This window comes from Nostoc sp. ChiQUE02 (assembly GCF_034531305.2).
Taxonomy (GTDB): Bacteria; Cyanobacteriota; Cyanobacteriia; order Cyanobacteriales; family Nostocaceae; genus Nostoc.
In genome coordinates this window covers 45,396-66,286 of sequence record NZ_JAVRBN020000013.1, presented here as the reverse complement: position 1 = coordinate 66,286, position 20,891 = coordinate 45,396, and the positions used below count along the sequence as shown (strand labels likewise).

The following is a 20,891-nucleotide window of genomic DNA, read 5'->3' as shown; positions in this document are numbered from 1 at the left end:
ACGAAGAGGCAGAGGGACAAGGAATTTTAGTCCTGTTTAGCTTGCTTCACATCGTTTGGTTTTATTGTGCCTACTTACTTAATAGAAAATTAACAAAGGGCTTAAGCCCCTTGTTGAAACCCGCCTGTGCGGGTTTTGTCTGTTGTAAATGCGGTTTTTTACTGCCGATTTAACTTCTGATTCCTAACTCTTGAATTCGGCTGTATCTATTCCTAATTTCTCCCATTTGGACGCTGAATAATCGTTTCTACTACCCGCCGTTTAGCCTTTGGATCAATCCCAACCAAGCGCACATACTCACCGCTATATTCTGTTAGAGTTGATTCCAAATTTGAGATTGCATCAGATTCGGCATCAATGTGGCTATTAACACAACTTTGCCAAGAACCTGTGCGGAAACGACGCTCATCTACGTGTTCAATACTAATTTTGTAACCTTGAGACAATAATTGCCGAATCTGTTCTTGTGTCTCTAAAGTCAAATGTGGACTCGATACTTGCTGTTTCTGGAATCCATTAGTTTTTACTTCTTGGGTTGCGCCATTTGACGGCTGACTAATTGGTGTCACAGCAGCAGGTGGTGCAGATTGAGAATTTCTACCTCGATTTAGTCGATTGTAATCATCAACTAAATGAGAATTTTCCACCCGTTTTTGTTCACCAACGAGGAAGTTACCAGACTCAATTAAGTGAGACAGCCTGAAATCTGGCTTTTTAAATTCTGGTGGCCCTTCAACGCTGTTAACCACACTCAAGGATATCTGCTCAAACCCTACTTTATGGATGTAGTTGCGGATTTGTTCGTCATAAATGCGCGATCGCAAAGCGCTAAAAAAGTCAATAGACTGATTGACAAAAGTATCAACTAGCTGTTCAACTTCCTTCTGTGACAGTCCATCTGGTTCAAAAATCCCCTTGACAATTCCCACCTTGTCTTCTCTATCTGGTTCCCAGTAGAATTTCTCCATCCGTCCATCCCGAATTAACGGTGCATAGAGGGTAGAAAAATCATTACCTGTGACAATAATCGGCACACGATGTAAAGGCGTAGAATCATAGCTACCCGGCAACTGCACATCTGTGGGATTATCAGCAATATTCATCAGTGTGGCATTCACCAACTGTGTATTTACAGTATATTGAGTGCCTTCATCAAAGCGCCCAGCACCTGCATCTAAATCGTTAATCATCAGTACACACATTTTGCCGCGTACTTTAATGAGTTCCGCTGTTTCCCGATAGCGCAGCCGAATCAACCGCGCCGGATCTCCTGCATCTGGACTTTCCAATTCGCCGCCAGATACGTGAGTTACTTCGATACCCATTTTCTCGAAGACTAATTGACATTGAAATGTTTTGCCTTCTCCTTTGCGTCCATGAATACCCAAAATCACAGGAACTCGCACGCCAGGAAGCTTCAAGAAGTTTTTAGTGATGTGGACAGCAAGTTTGTCTAAAAAGCGGGGAGCGATGTAGTAACCCATGAGTTTATATGATGAAAAATTAACACTTCTAAGTTTAATGTTAAGTTTTTTTTTGGGATAGCGATCGCTTTTCTTTCAGACAAGCTTGTGCTTGTTCATTTGTTGGGTTGATTGTCTGTTGCCAAAGTTGAACACGCTCCCAAGCATGGACTCGTGAAAACTGCTGTAAAATAATTAATTAAATGAAATGGTGATAGTCATGCAACACATTACGATTGACGCAGCATCACAAAACTTACATGAATTAATCGCAGCAGCAATCAATGGTGAGGAAATTATTATTACCAAAGATGAGCAGCCAATGGTTAAGCTGACTCCGGTGATTCTAGAAAAAAAACGCTCTCCTTTATTTGGGAGTGCCAAAGATTTGATAACAATATCAGATGACTTTGATGAGCCATTAGAAGAATTCCAGGATTACATGTAATGCAGGTGCTATTAGATACTCATACTTTGATTTGGTTTTTCCAAGGACATCAAAGTTTTAGTGACAAGATGAGACTATTAATCGAAGACCAAAATAATGAAAAGCTCATCAGCATTGTTAGCGTTTGGGAAATGTCAATCAAACAAAGCATTGGTAAACTAAGTTTTAGTTTACCAATTAAAACTTTTATTGAGCAACAACTAGCATTGAATGATTTTAATTTACTCAATATCAATCTCGACCATATTGATGTAATTACTAGCTTACCTTTACAACATCGTGACCCCTTTGATAGGATTTTGATTGCCCAAGCAATGGTAGAGAAAATTCCAATTATTAGTGTAATACAGCATTTGATGCTTATTCAATTACGCGACTTTGGTGAATAAATTTCAGAAAATAAGTCGCAATAAGATAGATCCACTTGCCTATTTTTTAGAAGACAGCGAGGTTTGAAAACACGCCCTAGTATTGCAGGTCGCTACAATTAATGGAAGTCCTTTGTATCTACTAAGTCTAATTACCCAAAATTCCTTTTAAAACTGTCCCTCATCTGTGACATAAATAATATAAACCCTAGATGCTGACTGTTTGCAAACCTGCTTGCTGCGAATAAGTCAATTTATATACTATTTTGCGATTTCTCTGAGTAATAGCCTGTAGCTAGGCGATAATAATTATATTTGCCAATAAAAGCACAGTTATGCTCTGCTGCCTTAATCCAGTTTGCCACAATCCGCCTAATCCCGATCGCACAATGTTTTGCTCCAACTGCGGCACAGGATTGGTGGTGCTGAGAAACCGCTATCGCCCAATTAAAACATTGGGTGGTGGCGGATTTGGTAAAACTTATTTGGCAGAAGATATAGACAAACTAAATGAGCATTGTGTAATCAAGCAATTTGCACCGCAAGTCCAGGGAACAAGCGCACTAAACAAAGCCACAGAACTATTTCAGCAAGAAGCAAAGCAACTGCAACACTTAGGAAACCATCCCCAAATTCCGACACTGTTGGCGTATTTTGAACAAGATAATCGCCTGTATTTAGTGCAGGAGTTTATCGAAGGGCAGAATTTATTGGTGGAATTACAACAGCAGGGAATTTTCAACGAGCAAAAAGTCAGAGAATTATTGCTGGATTTGTTAGATATTCTCAAAACAGTTCATCAACAGAAAGTCATTCACCGCGACATCAAGCCAGAGAATATCATTCGTCGAGGTGATGGGAAATTCGTACTAATTGACTTTGGTGCATCCAAACAATTGACAGCAACGGTGATGACGCAAGTAGGAACCACCATTGGTTCTTTTGGTTATGCCCCACTAGAACAAATGCAGGGAGGTCAAGCTTACCCAGCGAGTGATTTATATAGTATCGGTGCAACTTGCTTTCACATGTTGAGTGGAATTCACCCTTGGGAACTTTGGCAACGACAAGGTTATGGTTGGGTCACTAGTTGGCGACAATATTTGCAGCAACCAGTCAGTCAAGAATTAGGGCGAATGCTGGATAAGTTGTTGCAAGAAGAATACCAGCAGCGTTATCAGTCGGTGGCGGAAGTTTTAAAAACGTTAAATTCAGAGCCAATACCAGTAACTCAGCCTGTTACACATGCAGTTACTCCACCACCCCGCCAAAAAAATTCTATTCCTATATATCTTATTGTCATTCCATTAATTGTATTGATAGGTGGTGGTACTGTTTATTTGCTAGGACTGACAAATCCAGGAAGAATAGAACAGAAAAGTGCTGATATTTACTATAAAGAAGGAATAGAAAAATACAACAACAAAGATTTTCGCGGTGCAATAGAAGACTACACTCAAGCCATTCAAATTAATCCCAACTATGTAGATGCTTACATAAACCGGGGTTTAGCTCACGATGATTTAGGAGACAAGCAAGTAGCAATTGAAGATTACAACCAAGCCATCAAAATTAATCCTAACTATGCACTAGCTTACTACAACCGAGGTGTAACTCGCTCGAATTCAGGAGATAGGCAAGCAGCAATTGAAGATTATAACCAAGCCATCAAAATTAATCCTAACTATGCACTAGCTTACTACAACCGGGGTGTAGCTCAGGATGAATTAGGAAATAAGCAAGCAGCAATTGAAGATTACAGCCAAGCCATCAAAATTAATCCTAACTATGCAAATGTTTACATTAACCGGGGTGTAATTCGCTCTGCTTTAGGAGATAAACAAGCAGCAATTCAAGATTACAACCAAGCCATTCAAATTAATCCCGACTATGCACTAGCTTACTACAACCGGGGTGTAGCTCAGGATGAATTAGGAGATAAACAAGCAGCAATTGAAGATTACAACCAAGCCATTAGAATTAATCCCGACTATGCACTAGCTTATTACAACCGGGGTGTAATTCGCTATGAATTAAGAGATAAGCAAGCAGCAATTGAAGATTATAACCAAGCCATTAAAATTAATCCTAACTATGCAAATGCTTACTACAACCGGGGTTTAGCTCGTTCTACTTTAGGAGATAAGCAAGCAGCAATTGAAGATTTTCGTAAATCTGCCGATTTGTATAAACAAGAAGGAAAAGAAAATGACTATGAATATGCTCTAAAACGCATTAAACAACTTGAGAAATAACCAGATTACCGACTGGTTCAAAAAGTCAGCAATATTATTTGCAAAAGAGAAAAATTATAGTAATTAGGGTTAGTCAAGACTATCTGGATCTATGCCAAGCGATGTTTAACGACAAGCTGCTACGCGTCTACGCAATTTTTCTGCTAACCCTTAAGCGCGTTGTTAAGTTTATTGAATCTTCTCTTGCGAATTCGTAATGACGCTGGCTATCTGTAAAACGCTCTAATGGACGAGGCACTTTGAATACTCACTTAGGGTTGATGCATTTACGAGCTTTCGCTTTTGCTAATGTCATAATATGCTCTAACGTGAGGAAATAATCTAACTCTCGTTGGTCGCTTTTTGGAAGACCTTCATTTGTTGCGCGCTAAACTAGATCCTCTAAGCGCTCTTTCGCTGCATTGGAAAATTGAAAATTAATTACACTTTGGGGAGTAGTTCCAGTAGCAATGAACTCAACAATTTCGTCGTAAACTTTGGTTGTATTTACAGAAGTAGTCATGAGTTTACCTCTTTTTATTTAATTTTACTTCTGTGATGCTGATGGATACTTATGATATGGGAATTAAAAATTTAACTATGGAAACACAACCGATACAAGTAATTGGAGGTGGACTAGCTGGGACAGAAGCAGCGTGGCAAATAGCCCAAGCTGGAGTGCCAGTAATTCTGCATGAAATGCGTCCAAAGCGATTTAGTCCTGCTCATCATACAGAACATTTGGCAGAATTAGTGTGTAGTAATTCCTTTGGAGCAATGGCAAGCGATCGCGCGGCGGGATTATTGCACGAAGAGTTACGCCAACTAGGTTCTATCGTCATTTCTAAAGCTGATGAACACGCCGTTCCTGCTGGTGGGGCGCTAGCTGTAGACAGGGGACAATTTGGCCAAGATTTAACTGAAACTTTAGCGAGTCATCCTTTAGTTGAATTCCGTCGGAGTGAAGTGTCTGCGATTCCTGAAGGGATTGTGGTTTTGGCAACCGGGCCTTTAACCAGCCCCGACTTAGCAGAAGATTTGCTGCGCTTTACGGGGATGGAATACCTGAGCTTTTTTGATGCGGCTAGTCCGATTATCGTGGGAGAATCGATTAATCGTGACATTGCTTTTATGGCATCACGTTATGACAAAGGTGAAGCCGCTTATCTCAACTGCCCAATGAATAAAGAGCAGTACTTGCAGTTTCGAGAAGAACTTTGTAAAGCTGAACAAACAGAACTCAAAGGTTTTGAACGGGAAACAGCGAAATTTTTTGAAGCCTGTCTACCCATTGAAGAACTAGCACAGCGGGGAGAAGATACCATGCGTTATGGCCCCCTAAAGCCAGTGGGATTGTCAGATACTCGCACAGGGGAACGTCCTTATGCTGTAGTGCAGTTGCGACAAGAAGATAAAGCTGGTCAACTGTGGAACATGGTAGGATTTCAAACTAATCTGCGTTGGGGTGAGCAAAAGCGAATCTTTCAATTAATTCCAAGTTTGGAAAAAGCAGAGTTTGTCAGGCTGGGAGTAATGCACCGCAATACTTTTATTAATGCTCCCCAATTAATGCATCCTACTTTGCAATTTAAGCAACGTCCGACATTGTTAGCCGCTGGACAATTGATTGGTACAGAAGGTTATACCGCAGCAGCTGCGGGTGGTTGCTTGGCGGGAATTAATGCAGCGCGGTTGGCTTTGGGTAAAGAAGCTTTGGTTTTACCACCAACAACAATGATGGGTGCGTTATTGGAATTTATTAGTTCTGCTTCGCCGAAGCATTTCCAACCAATGCCGCCCAACTTTGGGATTTTTCCCGATTTAGGAATGAAAATCAAAAGTAAACCAGAGCGTTATGGACGTTACCGCGATCGCTCTTTAACTGATTTGGCAAACTGGAAAGCTAATCATAATTAATGGGGATTGGGGATTGGGGATTGGGGATTGGGAAGAGGACAAGGGGACAAGGAGAATTGGGGACAAGGAGAAAGACTTGTTGCAAGTTCTCACCTCTTGTTCCCTTGTCCCCCATCTATTCTTTAATAGTGACTAATCCATGTATACCTAGCGCTGTAATTACACCTCCCAGTAATCCCCAGGTACCATTGGCAAATACATTGATGCGATGAATGTAGGTGCGATGATAAGCATACTGTAACTGTCTATCATTTACTTTTGGGGACTCTACCAGGTTTTCCACATACTTTTCAGCTTTGATTAGTGCTGCATAATCGAGATTAAACCAATACAACGATACTCCCACCACCGCCAAACCCGGAAAAACCAAGGTAATTAAGAGAATTGCTATACGTGCATTCATACACCTCACCCGCTGATATACCTGCTCAATGCTGACACAGTTGGAATCCTTGTGTTACAACTTGGCAGACCAATTTAATAATGTGTTGGAGTGGGTGAATCAGATTTTGGGAATAATCCTCATAGTGTTTGAAAGCATCGTTTTAGTTAGGCTCGCACTATGAGAGGGCGATTTCTAGGAAAAAAGCAGATTTATTGCTGTTTATCTATTGCATTTTGCTGCATTTTGTGGGCTTGTTTGGCATTAATTCCAGCCTACGCAACGTCTATAGGGTCTATTGATACTCTGCGACAACAGCAGCAGCAAATGAACCAGCAGCATCAGGGTGTGGTTAACGAGCGTGATCGCTTAACAAATCTCCAACAAGAGGCCCAAAAACACCTCACTGGTTTAAAGCAAAATCTGCAAACTACAGATAGCTATCTTCAAGAGAGCGAATCACGATTACAACTCGCTACCCAACGCCTCCAGCAGTTGGAAACTGATTTAGCTGTGGCGGAACGTTCATATCAGGAGCGTCAAATAGCAACAGTAGCACGATTGCGTTATCTCCAGCGATCGCCTGCATCTGTTGGATGGGCAGTTTTGCTGCAAAGCCAAAATATTAGCGACTTTATCAGCCGTCGTCATCAGTTGAAGTTAGTGTTTCAGGCAGACCAACAAATTTTGGCAAAACTCAACGCCCAAGCAAACCTGATAAATCAACAAAAAACAGACGTAGAACAGCAAAAAAACGAAATTGCTTTAATTCGTGAGCAACTGCTGGCACAAAAATCCGATTATCAAACTCAGGCGCAGTCACAAACAGAATTGATTCAACGCCTCAATAGCGATCGCCTAGCCTTAGAAGCCGCACAAAATCAGCTAGAGAGAGAATCCAAAAATCTGGAAATCTTGATTCAACAAAAGGTAGCAGAAGCCCAAGCAAAAACCAACAGCCGGACAAGTATCATCATTCGGGGAACTGGTGTAATGGCATATCCTAGCGATGCTTCTACTAGCAGTCCCTTCGGCTGGCGGATTCACCCTATTCTTGGCTATCGTCGCTTTCATGCCGGATTGGATTTTGCCGCCAGCTATGGCAGTAAAATTCGGGCCGCCGATTCGGGAAGAGTAATTTTTGCTGGGTGGTATGGTGGTTATGGCAGAGCGGTAATTATCGATCACGGTAATGGCATGACTACACTCTACGGTCATACCAGCGAGTTGTATGTTTCTGAGGGACAAGCAGTTGAACGCGGACAAGCGATCGCTGCTGTCGGTTCCACAGGTTTCTCAACTGGCCCCCACCTCCACTTTGAAGTCCGCCGGAATGGTACACCCGTAGACCCAGCTAATTATCTTTAAGGCTGCGAATTTTATCACAGACGTGCTATAATGTTGAAGATTAAGGGCGCGTAGCTCAGTGGATAGAGCAACAGATTCCGGTTCTGTGGGTCGGGGGTTCAAATCCCTCCGCGCTCGTTACCTTTACAAGACTAAGCACAAAATTGAGAGGTCATTTTCTCTCATGGGATAAACCAAGTTTAACCTATGAGACAGAATGCCAACGGATAGTCTGGAATACAAAAATTAGTGTACGTTTGTGGTGAGTGATATAACACTATACATTTTGTTTTCTCATTCAGTCTCTCACCCCTATGCCTACCCCAAACTTCTTTAAAAAATAAAACAACGGCGCATTTGTTGAGGGGAATTCCTAAAGTAGAGGTAGAGGCTAAATCTTCCCTATTAGCAGCACATGGGTTTGATGCAACTAGGATTTTTGTGGAGCGCAATTAATTATGACTGCTTTAACCTTACAATTACCTCCTAATCTGCAATTTACTGATGAGGAATTTGCACAAATTGTAGCCGTGAATAAAGAATTACGACTAGAGTTAACCGCTGAAGGAGAATTAATTATCATGTCACCAACTGGGGGAGAAACGGGAAACCGTAATTTTGATTTATTAGGTCAGATATGGTTTTGGAACAATCAAAATAATTTGGGAAAAGCTTTTGATTCTTCTACTGGATTTAAACTGCCAAATGGTGCAACTCGTTCACCTGATGCTTCTTGGGTAAGGATAGAAAGATGGGACGCTCTTACCCCAGAACAAAGAAAGAAATTTCTCCCTTTGTGTCCTGATTTTGCAGTGGAATTAGTTTCTGAAACTGATGATGTGGAAGATACTAAAGCCAAAATGGAGGAATACTTAGCAAATGGCTTACAACTGGGTTGGTTAATTAATCCTAAAGATAAACAAGTAATCATTTATCGCCCAAATCTTGCACCGGAAGTTTTACAATCTCCCACAAGTTTATCGGGTGAAGATGTTCTCCCTGGTTTTGTTTTAAATTTACAGCAGATTTTTGCATAGATGACTGATTATCTTGATTTTATTTCTACAATCACTGAACGTTCTCAAATTTGCTTAAAACATCGACACTCCCTTTAAACATCAAAAGCCCTGCTGATGTGGGCTACTGGAAATATATTTAAAATTTAATAGCGATGCCTGCGGCGGGCTATGCCTACGCATTCTCAGAAATCGCCTTCAAGGAACTTGTAGTAATAACTTCTTATCTTTGACACCACAGCTTTCTTGACGCTCAAATTTATGCTAGCTAAATTCCCATCACCTATATTCACACTTCTATTAGGATTTGCCATAACTCAAACCTTTGGATGCACAACTCATAAAGATAATTCTGCGATCGCTCAAACTTCACCGAAGCCAGCACCCCAAGAAATTGTCCAACCAGGAGAAGTTCGATCTCTACCAGGCAAGTTGGATAAAATACCCGTTTTTAACAGCAATAGCCCAGAATGGGTTAAAACTGAGGGTATTTTACTTTCTACCTTTCCTCCAAACGGGAAAAAAGTTCCAGCAGCGCATCTCAATTTTCCCTTTCAGGGACGCTTTGACTTATTCGCTCATCACTACAGCCACACTCCCAAGGATTTACAAACGCTATATTTGGGCGTAATTGTGCAGAATCCTGGTAAAAAACCTGTAACAGTAGATGTATTGCAAGCGGCAAGTTATTTAATGCAGGATGCGCCCTTTGTCACCTTACCCCCTTACATAGAAAATAATGATGGTAAGGCTTACTCAGGCCCAGGCGATCGCGCTGTTAGTGATATACTCCGAGGTGTTCGACAAGCTGATTTTCCCGCAAAGCTGATAATTCCGCCAGGACAAAGCCGGATGTTGCTAAATCATCCGATTCCTGTACGAAATCTAGAAAAGCCGGTGAATGGACGTTCTAGCTTTATGCGGCTGCGTAGTAGCGATCAACTTTATGCGGCAAGTTTAGCAATGTTTGCCAAGAAAAATTCTGATAATACAGAACGCCCACCAACTCTTGCAGAATGGCAAGCTTTACTAAATACCGGGAACTTAGCCGGGCCACGAGATAAAACTCCTACTCCTCTAAATGCTACCAGTGGCGCACTAATTTATGGGCGTGTAGCTGGTGTGTCTAGTGGTTCCCAGTGGCAAGCAAAGTTGGTGGATAATCCCCAAACCAAAAATCTGACTATTCCCCAGCGTGGCAAAGCTATTTCTTATGCTTTAGACACATTGCTCAGTGGTCGATTAGGCACTCAACAAATCCAAACGGCCAAAATGCTGGTACGTTATCCAGATACGGCTTATGAAGCACATGGTAATTATGGAGTGGAATATAAACTCACCTTACCCTTAAGCAACAATACTGACCAAAACCAGACCGTGACCGTTACTTTAGAAACACCATTGAAGGAAGATAAATTATCCCAAGGTGGTGTGCGTTTCCGTAAACCATCCCTAGATTTTCCTTTCTTCCGTGGTACAGTCCGGCTACGCTACTTTGATGACCAAGGTCAGCAAAAGACGCGCTATGTACATCTATGGCACAGAACTGGTCAGGTGTTAGAACCATTGGTGCAGCTTGTACTTCCACCTTCGACTAAGCGGATAGTACAGGTAGATGTGATTTATCCACCAGATTCGACACCACCGCAAGTGCTGAGTGTAAGAACTTTAGAAAAGTGAGAGTTTCAAAAAAAGCAAATAACTTAAGGCTTATATGGCTTTCCAGTACACTAACGCATTTGTCACCATAGGATCGGTTAATTGTGAGGAGTTAGTGAATTTCTATACTAGATTTTTGGAGCAAAAGCCAGTTCTTTTGATTCCAAATGTCTATGCTGAGTTTAATTTGGTTAGTATGCGATTAGGCATTTTTAAACCAAAGAACACAAACGAATCTGAATTTGAAGCAATGTATAATGCCAAAAGTAAGATAAGTTTGTGTTTAGAGGTGAGTAACTTAGAAGATGCGATCGCTCACCTAACCGCTTTGGGCTATCCCCCGCCAGGAAATATTTCCATTGCTTCCCACGGCAGAGAAATTTATGCCTATGACCCTGATGGCAATCGTCTGATTTTACATCAAGCTGCTAGAGGGAGTCATTAGTCATTTGTCATTGGTCATTTGCAAAGGACAAAGGACAAATAACAAAGGACGAAAGAAAAATGGCTATAACTCAAAACTATAGATTAAACCTGATTCAATGGTATCCAGGTCACATTGCGAAAGCTGAAAAGAAGCTCAAAGAACAGCTGAAGCGTGTAGATGTGGTGTTTGAGGTACGAGATGCTCGGATTCCCTTAGCGACTCACCATCCCCAAATAGCGGAGTGGGTGGAGGGTAAAAAACGGGTGTTGATACTGAACCGAGTAGATATGATTACGCCACAAATGCGATCGCTATGGATCGATTGGTTTAAGCGTCAGGGAGAAGTCCCTTATTTTACCAACGCTCAACATGGTAAAGGTATAGCAGAAGTGGCGCGGGCAGCGCAAGCCGCTGGGGTAGAACTCAATCAAAGAAGAAGCGATCGCGGGATGTTACCCCGTCCAGTGCGGGCTGTGGTGATTGGTTTTCCCAATGTCGGTAAATCAGCTTTGATTAACCGCCTGTTGGGACGGCGAGTTGTGGAAAGTGCAGCTCGTCCGGGAGTAACTCGCCAACTACGCTGGGTGCGAATTTCTGAACATTTGGAATTGCTAGATGCTCCTGGTGTCATCCCTGTAAGAATGGAAGATCAAGAGGCAGCATTGAAATTAGCGATTTGTGATGATATCGGTGAAGCATCTTACGATAATCAACTAGTAGCAGCAGCCCTAGTGGATTTATTAAACTATTTGGAAGCTGTAGCCACAGATTTATTACCAAAAAAACCATTAGAGTCCCGCTACCAACTCGATTCTATATCATTCGACACTGGGGATATCTATTTGCACGCCTTAGCGGAGCATCGTTACAAAGGTGATATAGAGCGATCTGCAAGGCAACTTTTAACAGATTTTCGTAAGGGTTTGTTGGGTGAAATTAGTTTAGAATTACCTCCTAATTAGGTTGTAAGCATTTTCAACCATTTTTGAGTAGCAGGTGAGTCTTAAGGTCATGATAGACAAGATACTTCATACAGGCATTTCACATTAATTAAACGTGTTTATAATTCTATTTATAAGTACTGCTTTCAAAAGCTAATTTATGCCCAATGCCCACTTTTAAGAAGAAACAGCTTTCAAATGTGAGACATGAGATGGGTAGTTCGCCTTAATAACCCGATTACGCCCAGCAGTTTTAGCCTGTAACAGACATTGATCGGCACGATGCAGCAGACTCTCTCCTTGCTCGTCATCTTCAGATTGCAGAGAGGCTGTACCCAAGCTAATGGTGATATTAATTGTGAGTTTATTGTTAAGTGCAAATGGTTCGTCGCTGACTACGCGATTGAGACGACGAGCCACTGATAGTGCATCGTCATCGGTAGTGTTAGCCAGAAGAATCACAAATTCTTCGCCACCATAGCGGAATGCTGTGTCTTGACAGCGCAGATTGTTTCGTAGACGCTGACATAGCACTTGCAAGATGCGATCGCCTACTAAATGCCCGTGAGTATCGTTAACTTTCTTGAAATGATCTACATCCAGAATAATCAAACTCAAGGAAGTTTTTTGAGTTCTAGCTTTTTTAATTTGCCTGGGTAAGTCCCATTCTAAAGCACGACGATTGTTTAATTCTGTCAACGAATCAGCTAAGGCGATCGCTGATAACATATCATTTGTCCGAATCAAATCTCGGTATTTTTGTGCTTTCCGCAAGCCAACACTCAATTGAGCAAGTATTAGTCCATGGTTGGCAGTCAACTCAGCCAAGCTATGGTCTGTTTGTTCTTCAATAATATGCCAAATATAAGCATCAGCTCCTTGCTTTAGTGCCGCAGCACTCATTTCTAATTCCCTGTGCCAACCACACTTATTTCTATCAGTAAGCTGCTGGGAACGATCCTCGAAAAGAATACAGTAGATCCATGATAGTTTTGTCTGGTCTTTCAACCAAGCACACAGTTCCATACTGCCATCCAGGCTAGCCTGCACAAGTATTATATCGGGGGGCGTCATTTGAATCTGCGACACTGCCTGATTCAGATTGTCTATAACTTTTAGACTAAAAGCAGTCGCATAACGGATCTGATCTGGAAGTGTGGCGATAAAGTTATTCTTTCCAAAGACCAGAATAGAAATATTCATTGCTTTATTTTTGATCCTATTTAAATTTTAAAGAAGATTAGTTGGAGTAACTTGCTGTACTTGTTGCCTAATACTAAATATAATGTTTTAGGCTGATTTAATTAATTGATATATAATTTTTTGAACGCCAAATTTATACTAATTTTCCAAGCATAATCTCCTTATAAGGCTTTACCTTTACTACTACACTTTCTGAAATATCCACTTATGACAACTAATGTCTTCTTTACACTTTATTTTTAAAACAGTAAAAATACTGAATATTATTTATATGTATAAAAACTCTTGATGTAGTTTCTTAAGTGCTATTTTCCTGATGTAATTACCAAACTAAATAGTTTGCAATAACCCTCATATCAAGCAGCTAAATTTATTCGGAAGTAGAAAAATAAAGAAAATATAAAACTTTTGAATTCAATTATAAAAGCCAAAATTATTTAATTGAGTTCAAAATGTTATTTCCCATAGAGCGCTTCAGCCTTTTTCTTTAGAAACTAGGCTTTTCTTAAGTATTAAGGTAGGAATTGAATTGCCAAAAAAATGCAAATCAAATAGGCAGTAAAGCTCCTTCCTAGTACGGATAGTAGCTTTCTGGCAATAACATACCTTACAATTACAGGTCAAATTTATTGGGTAAGAATTTCACAATTTAAGTGAAGTATAAACCCAAGTTGCACGATGCATTAGTAGGAGAAAGAGAATGTCTCTGCCTAGGCTTTATCTGTGTTTGTTTATTTCCTTAATTCGCATCTTCTTTTATTTGCTGCAACATCATAAATTTAAAAAACAAAGCTAAATAAAAAAACTTGATGTCAAAACCTGCCCCTAATGTGGGGAAATTAGTTCGATTCCGCCGATAGAAAGGGCAGAAAAATATAAAAAAATTTTGTTAGGGTCGCCTGAAGTATTAATATCTAATACTTCTGTGAAAAGCTAGAATCGGCTCAATAACCTTCAACAGCATAGCCAGCAGCAACAATTACCTGTTTGATTGATTCCTCAGAAGCTGCGGATTCCACCGTGACAGTTTTAGCGTTAATATCAATATCCACCTTGGCCTCAGGTTCCATAACGTGGATAGATTCAGTAATTGTTTCAGCACATCCCTCACAAGCAATATTTGATACTTTCAGTTTTAGTGCCATTTGTTACCTCAGTATGGGAATTTTAAAGTATTTCTTAAGGATTAATGTTAAGCATTGAAATAAGATCGCGCATCCTGCCAGAGTCAGGTTATGGTGGAAAAGCGTCCTAATCACTGCATTGTGCTCACCCACTGACACAATTTGCTGGCAGTAATATGAAACAAAATGCAAGAATATATAAAGCTATTTATGAAAATACACTTACCTAGTGCCGCTACGCCCAAGTCTCAAGTTTAAAGTCTAAAGTTAGAAACACCCATGTCTTCAAATCCCCAGTACCTAAGCGGTAACGAAATTCGCAACATATTTCTCGACTTCTTTGCCCAACGGGAACACCAAATTCTCCCAAGTGCCTCCCTCGTGCCAGAAGATCCAACCGTGCTGCTGACGATCGCGGGGATGCTACCATTTAAGCCGATATTCTTAGGGCAGCGCACACCAGAATTTAAGCGGGCTACGACTTCCCAAAAGTGTATCCGCACCAACGACATCGAAAATGTTGGACGCACCAAACGGCATCACACGTTTTTTGAGATGCTGGGTAACTTCAGCTTTGGTGATTATTTTAAAGAACAAGCGATCGCTTGGGGTTGGGAAATTTCCACACAAGTCTTTGGCATTTCCCCGCAAAATCTCGTCGTCAGCGTTTTTAAAGATGATGATGAAGCCTTTGGAATTTGGCGCGATCAAATCGGTGTGCCGATAGCAAGAATTAAACGCTTGGGCGAAGACGATAACTTTTGGGTATCTGGGCCGACTGGCCCTTGTGGTCCTTGTTCCGAAATATATTACGACTTCCACCCAGAACGCGGTGACGAAAATATAGATTTAGAAGACGATTCCCGGTTCATCGAGTTTTACAATCTCGTGTTTATGCAATATAACCGGGATACTTCAGGCAATTTAACGCCGCTACAAAACAAGAACATCGACACCGGCATGGGTTTGGAGAGAATGGCGCAAATTCTCCAAAAAGTGCCCAATAACTACGAAACTGACCTGATTTTCCCAATTATCCAAACAGCAGCGCAAATTGCTGGCATTGATTACCACAGCAGCGATGAGAAAACCAAAGTCTCTCTAAAAGTCATTGGCGATCACGTTCGTTCTGTTGTCCACATGATTGCTGATGAAATCCGTGCCTCCAACGTGGGACGGGGTTATGTGCTGCGGCGGTTAATTCGGCGGGTGGTGCGTCATGGGCGATTAATTGGAATTTCTGGCGAATTTACTACCCAAGTTGCTGAAACTGCGATCGCTCTTTCGGAATCAGCTTACCCCAATGTGCGTCAACGCGAAGCGGCAATTAAAGCTGAACTGCAACGGGAAGAGTCGAATTTTCTCAGAACTCTCGATAGAGGCGAAAAACTGCTAGAAGAAATCATCCAAGATGTGAAACAGCGAGGGGAAACCTCTATTAGCGGTGAAAGCGCATTTACCCTCTATGACACCTACGGATTTCCCCTGGAACTTACTCAAGAAATTGCCGAAGAAAATAATCTGACAGTCAATGAAGTGGGATTCATTGCCGAAATGCAAAAGCAGGTGGAACGTGCCAAAGCAGCACATGAAACCATCGACTTAACTGTGCAAGGTTCCCTCGACAAATTAGCAGAACATATCCACGCCACTGAATTTTTAGGCTATACCCAACCTGCTGCGACTGCGGAAGTCGAAGCAATTTTGGTAGATGGTATTTCCCAAGAGGAAGCAGAAGCGGGGACAGAGGTACAAATTGTTCTTGACAAAACGCCATTTTATGCGGAATCTGGGGGACAAATCGGCGATCGCGGTTATATCTCTGGTGATGGTATCGTAGTTCGGGTGGAAGATGTTAAAAAAGAATCTGATTTCTTTGTTCACTTCGGACGCATCGAACGCGGTACTCTGCGTGTCGGCGATCATGTTACAGCCCAAATTGATCCGGCTTGTCGGCGTCGCGCCCAAGCTAACCATACTGCAACCCACTTGTTGCAAGCGGCGTTGAAGAAAATTGTTGATGATGGCATATCTCAAGCAGGTTCCCTCGTTTCCTTTGACAGGTTACGCTTTGACTTCAACTGTCCCCGTGCGTTGACAGCAGAAGAAGTCCAACAAATTGAAGAACAGGTGAACACTTGGATTGCTGAAGCCCATGCTGCAAAGGTGGAAGTATTACCTTTAGCAGAGGCAAAAGCTAGAGGTGCTGTTGCCATGTTCGGAGAAAAGTATGGTGAAGAAGTGCGCGTGATTGACTTCCCTAGCGTATCAATGGAACTATGCGGTGGGACTCATGTTAGCAATACTGCTGAAATTGGCGTATTTAAAATTATTTCAGAAGCTGGCGTAGCTTCTGGGGTACGGCGTATTGAAGCTGTTTCGGGGCCAGCAATACTGGATTATCTCAACCTTCGAGATAAAGTAGTTAAAGATTTGAGCGATCGCTTTAAAGTTAAACCCGAAGAATTACCAGACAGAATCACAAGTCTGCAAAGCGAACTTAGAACCAGTCAGAAAGAATTAGAAACCTTGAAGGTACAGCTAGCGATCGCAAAATCTGACAGCTTGCTGCAAACAGCCGAAACTGTAGGCGATTCTAAAATTATTGTCGCCCAATTAGAAGATGTTGATCCAGAATCATTGAAAACCGCAGCCGAACGCTTACTGCAAAAAATCGGTAACGGTGCAGTGGTGCTGGGTTCTGTTCCTGAAGCAGGAAAAGTTAGTATAGTTGCAGCTTTTAGTTCTGAAGTGAACAAAAAAGGTTTGCAAGCTGGTAAATTTGTAGGTGCGATCGCTAAAATCTGCGGTGGTGGCGGCGGTGGAAGACCGAACTTAGCCCAAGCCGGCGGACGCGATCCGAGTAAATTGCCAGAGGCGTTGGGACAAGCGGAAAGTGAGTTAAAGTCCGCGTTGGCTTAACCATATTTTGGTTCAACCAGAGGGAAAAGTCTAACGCACTGATCGAATTGGTGCGTTATGGCTTCCCCTAACACACTCTACATTTTACGTTTTTTAGAGCCACTTACGAATGTAGCAACAGCGATTTAGAAAGATGCCATAGATGAGATGAAATGAATACAGCGATCGCAAAAAAAATAGATTCAAATGGTTGAACTTATTTAGGAAAATGGCATAATTAAACCCAATCTCACCTAAACCATCTCAAACTCTATTTGATGACTTTTGAGAAAATCATGGGTGAAATGATCCACCATATTTGTATCAGCTAGTTCCAAATTATAAAAATCTACAGCTTCATGGTCAAAATAGGGGCCAGCGTGCCAAGTACCCTCATGTAGCTTGATAAAACAATTCCCTGGAATGCGGAAAGCAGCAATCTCTTCTAATGCTGGTTCATTCACATCATTATGAGGAGGACAAACTGCAATTAACCAATCCTTCCCTTCCAAAGAACCCAGACATTGAGTGCATTCCAGATGGCGAGTAATTTTGTGAAACTTTCGCCCTCTCTTCTCCAACCGCATAATATAAAATCGTGGAATCCCGTTTTGCAGGTTTAACTGTGCATCTTCTCCATCGTAAGCTTTGCCATCAAGGCTTGCAAGAATCACCTGTCCATAACGCCGAAAGTTTTCAGAAGTCACCCATTGCGCCTGCAATTGTTGCACTGTCTTTGATGTGCTCATATCAAATATTTGAAAGAGATTACTTAGGTTTATTTTCACTCAAAATGACTGAATTTTATACAGTCATAATGGTGACTTCCTGAGTTTAAATGCTCTACATTATTATGAAAAAATAACCTCAGCTAGCTAGATAACTACGTACTTGTTCCTTTTGGCGTCGGAGGAGACTAAGAGCTTTTTGCTCTATCTGACGTACCCGTTCTCGACTAATACCCATGCGATCGCCAATCTGTGCTAAAGAAAGTTCATAGCCATCAGTTAGACCAAAGCGCAGGGTTAATATTTCTCGCTGCTGGGGAGACAGCTTTGCCAACAAGTCTTGTAAATCTTGGTGGAGAGATTCTTCAACAGCATAGTCTTCGGGAGAAGGGCCATCATCCTCCAGTATGTCCTGCAATTCTGTATCTTGTTGTTCACCAACTCGCGCCTCTAAGGAGAAGGGTTGACGGGCCAAGTACAAACACTCTCGAACTTGGCTAGGTGTCAAAGATAACGCACTGGCAATTTCAGCAGTTGTGGGTACGCGACCTAGCTGTTGAGATAATTCTCGCTGCACCCGTTTAATTTTGTTCAGTTTCTCAAAGACGTGGATAGGTAAACGAATTGTCCGTCCTTGTTGAGCGATCGCTCGTGTGATTCCTTGACGAATCCACCAGTAAGCGTAGGTAGAAAACTTATAACCAAGAGCGGGATCAAATTTATCCACCCCTCGCTCTAAACCCAAAGTACCTTCTTGAATTAGATCCATAAATTCCAGGTTGCGATGCTGGTATTTCTTCGCCACGGCTACCACTAACCGGAGATTAGCCTGAATCATTTTCTGCTTGGCTTGGTGTCCTAAATTGAGCTGTTGCTCTAGCACCTCAACACTTAACTCCACCTGATCTGCCCATTCTTGCAGCGTGGGTTCGTGGTTTAATTTTACTGCCAATTCTTCCTTAGCAGCTAGTAAAATCATCATCTGCTGCACCTGTTGGGCAAAAATAACCTCTTGTTCGCGAGTCAACAAATCTACACGCCCGATCTCTTGCAGATAACTACGCACAATATCATCTGTAGCTCGAGGCTTTTTATCTGCGGCTAAACTTTTTTTCTTCGTTTTTTGAACTTCGGTATGTGGAGATATTAAGTTGCTCATGGTTATTTGCTCCTCTGTAACCTCATCAATTTATTGGTATCAAGTCTAGATATTCAGACCTATAGTCATTTCACACTGCTAATCAATCAATTGGCAATACTGATGAATTCTGGTCTATGATACATTACAAGTTAATTCTTGGAGATAATAAACCCAAAATCAACCCACCCCTTAATAGTAACATCATCACCAGTCACAAATCAATTACCTAAAGTATCATTAGCATATCATCTGAATTAATTACCCACCTTTTTTGTTGATTTTTGGCTATATTCAAACACGAATTATATTTACTTGAATTATCAGATGCAGATACTGGAAAAAATCAAAAAGATATCGAGCAAATATTCCATTATTTCAAAGGTAAATTAGTAACAAAAATGCTCAAATAACTTCAAAATTGTTATAGATTAAAAGTCTTATTTCTAAAGTGCTAATAATCTGGTTAAGCTTCAATTTAATTATCATTAAACGGTAATTAATAAAATATAAAATGTCAATTTTTTACCTCTATTTTTTTGCTAGATAATCCAATCATATCAAGCCGGGTACGCAGCAGGCGATCGTTAAACATGAAAGAAAGTCGTTCTTCTGGCTCTCCTGCTCAAGAACAGCTTTTTTTAGGAGTCCGTTCAAATACTTCTAATTAGGGATTTGGGATGATAGAGACGCAGATATCTGTGACAATTGCACTTGTGTCATAGTACACGCAGACATCTGAATTGGATGAGGTATTATCAATCTAATTACTCTTGGAAACATTTTATGGACTAAAAGTAGTAACAGTGGTCACATTAACACCAAGGATAATACTTGGCAAGACAACAACACCCGCGATCGCCACTAAATATCCTATTGAAGCGAAAAGATTTTTGTTTAGGGGTGGGCAGTTGATTGTTATGCAGCATAATTTGAACAACAAGATTCGCTACTTGTTGGAGAAGTTAGAAATAGTCTGAGACTCCTAACGAAGCAACATCTCACAGCTTTCTCTGTTACTAGTTTTCAACGGAAGTTGACACAGAAGCACAGTTGTGCATCTATACAGAATGATTGACTTGTTGCAAATATTTTTGCGAAAATGGTATTATATTGAAGTTTTAATCTAACTCCTCAACCATCACTTGAGTAGATATTGGTTAAGAAAAGCATTCACCTCATGAGCGCATAACCCGACATTAACTGTCTTTCCTGCAATTCTTGAGAATGTCTAACCCTTGACCATTATTGCGCGGATCTGGATCAACAATAGATACATATATTTCATGTATCCGACGATCTTCAGCGATCGCTAAAGCACATGCTGGTGTGCGTCCATGAAAAGAACAAGGTTCAAGAGTTACATACATTTTCAAGAAATTAAAAGCTTTGCCTTGAATCTGTTTAAGTGCGTCAGCCTCAGCATGGTGTTTTCCTGGTGCCCGCGTGTATCCTTTAGCTACTATCTCTTGGGCATCTATAATTACACAGCCTACTGGTGGGTTCGGCAAACATTCTGGCAAAGCTTTCCTGCTTTGAGCCAAAGCAGCCAGCATAAATATTTCATCCATGTTTAAGCGTAAACAATCTAGATA

At 41.2% G+C, this 20,891-nt stretch carries 19 protein-coding genes and 1 tRNA gene; 12 read left to right on the top strand and 8 right to left on the bottom strand.

The window, feature by feature from the left end:
- Positions 1–212 precede the first annotated feature (212 nt).
- Entirely contained in the window at positions 213–1,484 is a 1,272-nt protein-coding gene (locus RM347_RS15765) for a ribulose bisphosphate carboxylase small subunit (RefSeq protein WP_322719403.1), read from the bottom strand.
- A 199-nt stretch (positions 1,485–1,683) separates the two neighbouring features.
- On the opposite strand from RM347_RS15765, the gene RM347_RS15760 reads away from it, so the two are divergent.
- The 3 genes from RM347_RS15760 (at position 1,684) to RM347_RS15750 (ending at position 4,534) form a co-directional block, all read left to right on the top strand.
- Complete coding sequence (locus RM347_RS15760) at positions 1,684–1,911, top strand: type II toxin-antitoxin system Phd/YefM family antitoxin (protein WP_322719404.1); 228 nt, start codon at positions 1,684–1,686, stop codon at positions 1,909–1,911.
- Positions 1,911–2,300 carry a type II toxin-antitoxin system VapC family toxin gene (locus tag RM347_RS15755; RefSeq protein WP_322719405.1) on the top strand — a complete coding sequence of 130 codons (390 nt, stop codon included), beginning with the start codon at positions 1,911–1,913 and terminating at the stop codon, positions 2,298–2,300. Before RM347_RS15760 ends, RM347_RS15755 begins: the two co-directional genes overlap by 1 nt.
- Positions 2,301–2,614: 314 nt before the next feature.
- Complete coding sequence (locus tag RM347_RS15750; RefSeq protein ID WP_322719406.1) at positions 2,615–4,534, top strand: tetratricopeptide repeat protein; 1,920 nt, start codon at positions 2,615–2,617, stop codon at positions 4,532–4,534.
- Between the two features lie 367 nt (positions 4,535–4,901).
- Here the strand turns inward: RM347_RS15750 and RM347_RS15745 are convergent, their stop codons facing one another.
- The gene (locus RM347_RS15745; protein WP_322719407.1) at positions 4,902–5,036 is read right to left on the bottom strand and encodes a hypothetical protein; all 135 of its coding nucleotides are present in this window, start codon (positions 5,034–5,036) and stop codon (positions 4,902–4,904) included.
- 77 nt (positions 5,037–5,113) lie between these two features.
- Here RM347_RS15745 and trmFO point away from each other — a divergent pair, with 77 nt between their 5' ends.
- Positions 5,114–6,430: an FADH(2)-oxidizing methylenetetrahydrofolate--tRNA-(uracil(54)-C(5))-methyltransferase TrmFO gene (gene trmFO / locus RM347_RS15740; protein WP_322719408.1), complete on the top strand. Its 1,317-nt coding sequence runs from the start codon at positions 5,114–5,116 to the stop codon at positions 6,428–6,430.
- Between the two features lie 115 nt (positions 6,431–6,545).
- On the opposite strand, the gene RM347_RS15735 is transcribed toward trmFO, so the two are convergent.
- Entirely contained in the window at positions 6,546–6,833 is a 288-nt protein-coding gene (locus RM347_RS15735) for a hypothetical protein (RefSeq protein WP_322719409.1), read from the bottom strand.
- A 159-nt stretch (positions 6,834–6,992) separates the two neighbouring features.
- On the opposite strand from RM347_RS15735, the gene RM347_RS15730 reads away from it, so the two are divergent.
- The 6 genes from RM347_RS15730 (at position 6,993) to ylqF (ending at position 12,223) form a co-directional block, all read left to right on the top strand.
- Positions 6,993–8,180, top strand: coding sequence for a murein hydrolase activator EnvC family protein (locus tag RM347_RS15730; protein WP_322719410.1), 1,188 nt, complete (start codon positions 6,993–6,995; stop codon positions 8,178–8,180).
- Positions 8,181–8,224: 44 nt separating this feature from the next.
- Positions 8,225–8,297, top strand: a tRNA-Arg gene (locus RM347_RS15725).
- A 320-nt stretch (positions 8,298–8,617) separates the two neighbouring features.
- Complete coding sequence (locus tag RM347_RS15720) at positions 8,618–9,196, top strand: Uma2 family endonuclease (RefSeq protein WP_322719411.1); 579 nt, start codon at positions 8,618–8,620, stop codon at positions 9,194–9,196.
- A 240-nt stretch (positions 9,197–9,436) separates the two neighbouring features.
- Positions 9,437–10,855, top strand: a complete 1,419-nt coding sequence (locus RM347_RS15715) for a DUF3370 domain-containing protein (protein WP_322719412.1) — start codon at positions 9,437–9,439, stop codon at positions 10,853–10,855.
- Positions 10,856–10,889: 34 nt separating this feature from the next.
- A complete protein-coding gene (locus RM347_RS15710; protein WP_322719413.1) occupies positions 10,890–11,279 on the top strand; it encodes a VOC family protein in 390 nt (129 codons plus the stop codon).
- 59 nt (positions 11,280–11,338) lie between these two features.
- A complete protein-coding gene (ylqF, locus tag RM347_RS15705; protein ID WP_322719414.1) occupies positions 11,339–12,223 on the top strand; it encodes a ribosome biogenesis GTPase YlqF in 885 nt (294 codons plus the stop codon).
- Positions 12,224–12,379: 156 nt separating this feature from the next.
- On the opposite strand, the gene RM347_RS15700 is transcribed toward ylqF, so the two are convergent.
- Together RM347_RS15700 and RM347_RS15695 are read right to left on the bottom strand one after the other, a co-directional pair.
- Entirely contained in the window at positions 12,380–13,405 is a 1,026-nt protein-coding gene (locus tag RM347_RS15700) for a GGDEF domain-containing protein (protein WP_322719415.1), read from the bottom strand.
- Between the two features lie 944 nt (positions 13,406–14,349).
- Positions 14,350–14,550, bottom strand: a complete 201-nt coding sequence (locus RM347_RS15695) for a heavy-metal-associated domain-containing protein (RefSeq protein WP_322719416.1) — start codon at positions 14,548–14,550, stop codon at positions 14,350–14,352.
- A 258-nt stretch (positions 14,551–14,808) separates the two neighbouring features.
- On the opposite strand from RM347_RS15695, the gene alaS reads away from it, so the two are divergent.
- Positions 14,809–17,451, top strand: a complete 2,643-nt coding sequence (gene alaS, locus RM347_RS15690; protein ID WP_322719417.1) for an alanine--tRNA ligase — start codon at positions 14,809–14,811, stop codon at positions 17,449–17,451.
- 233 nt (positions 17,452–17,684) lie between these two features.
- Here alaS and RM347_RS15685 read toward each other — a convergent pair whose 3' ends face one another.
- A complete protein-coding gene (locus tag RM347_RS15685; protein ID WP_322719418.1) occupies positions 17,685–18,179 on the bottom strand; it encodes an ureidoglycolate lyase in 495 nt (164 codons plus the stop codon).
- Between the two features lie 118 nt (positions 18,180–18,297).
- Positions 18,298–19,317 carry an RpoD/SigA family RNA polymerase sigma factor gene (locus tag RM347_RS15680; protein ID WP_322719419.1) on the bottom strand — a complete coding sequence of 340 codons (1,020 nt, stop codon included), beginning with the start codon at positions 19,315–19,317 and terminating at the stop codon, positions 18,298–18,300.
- Between the two features lie 752 nt (positions 19,318–20,069).
- Between RM347_RS15680 and RM347_RS15675 the strand changes: the two genes are divergently transcribed.
- Positions 20,070–20,276, top strand: coding sequence for a hypothetical protein (locus tag RM347_RS15675; protein ID WP_322719420.1), 207 nt, complete (start codon positions 20,070–20,072; stop codon positions 20,274–20,276).
- A 219-nt stretch (positions 20,277–20,495) separates the two neighbouring features.
- Here RM347_RS15675 and RM347_RS15670 read toward each other — a convergent pair whose 3' ends face one another.
- Positions 20,496–20,867: a deaminase gene (locus RM347_RS15670; protein ID WP_322719421.1), complete on the bottom strand. Its 372-nt coding sequence runs from the start codon at positions 20,865–20,867 to the stop codon at positions 20,496–20,498.
- Positions 20,868–20,891: the final 24 nt, after the last annotated feature.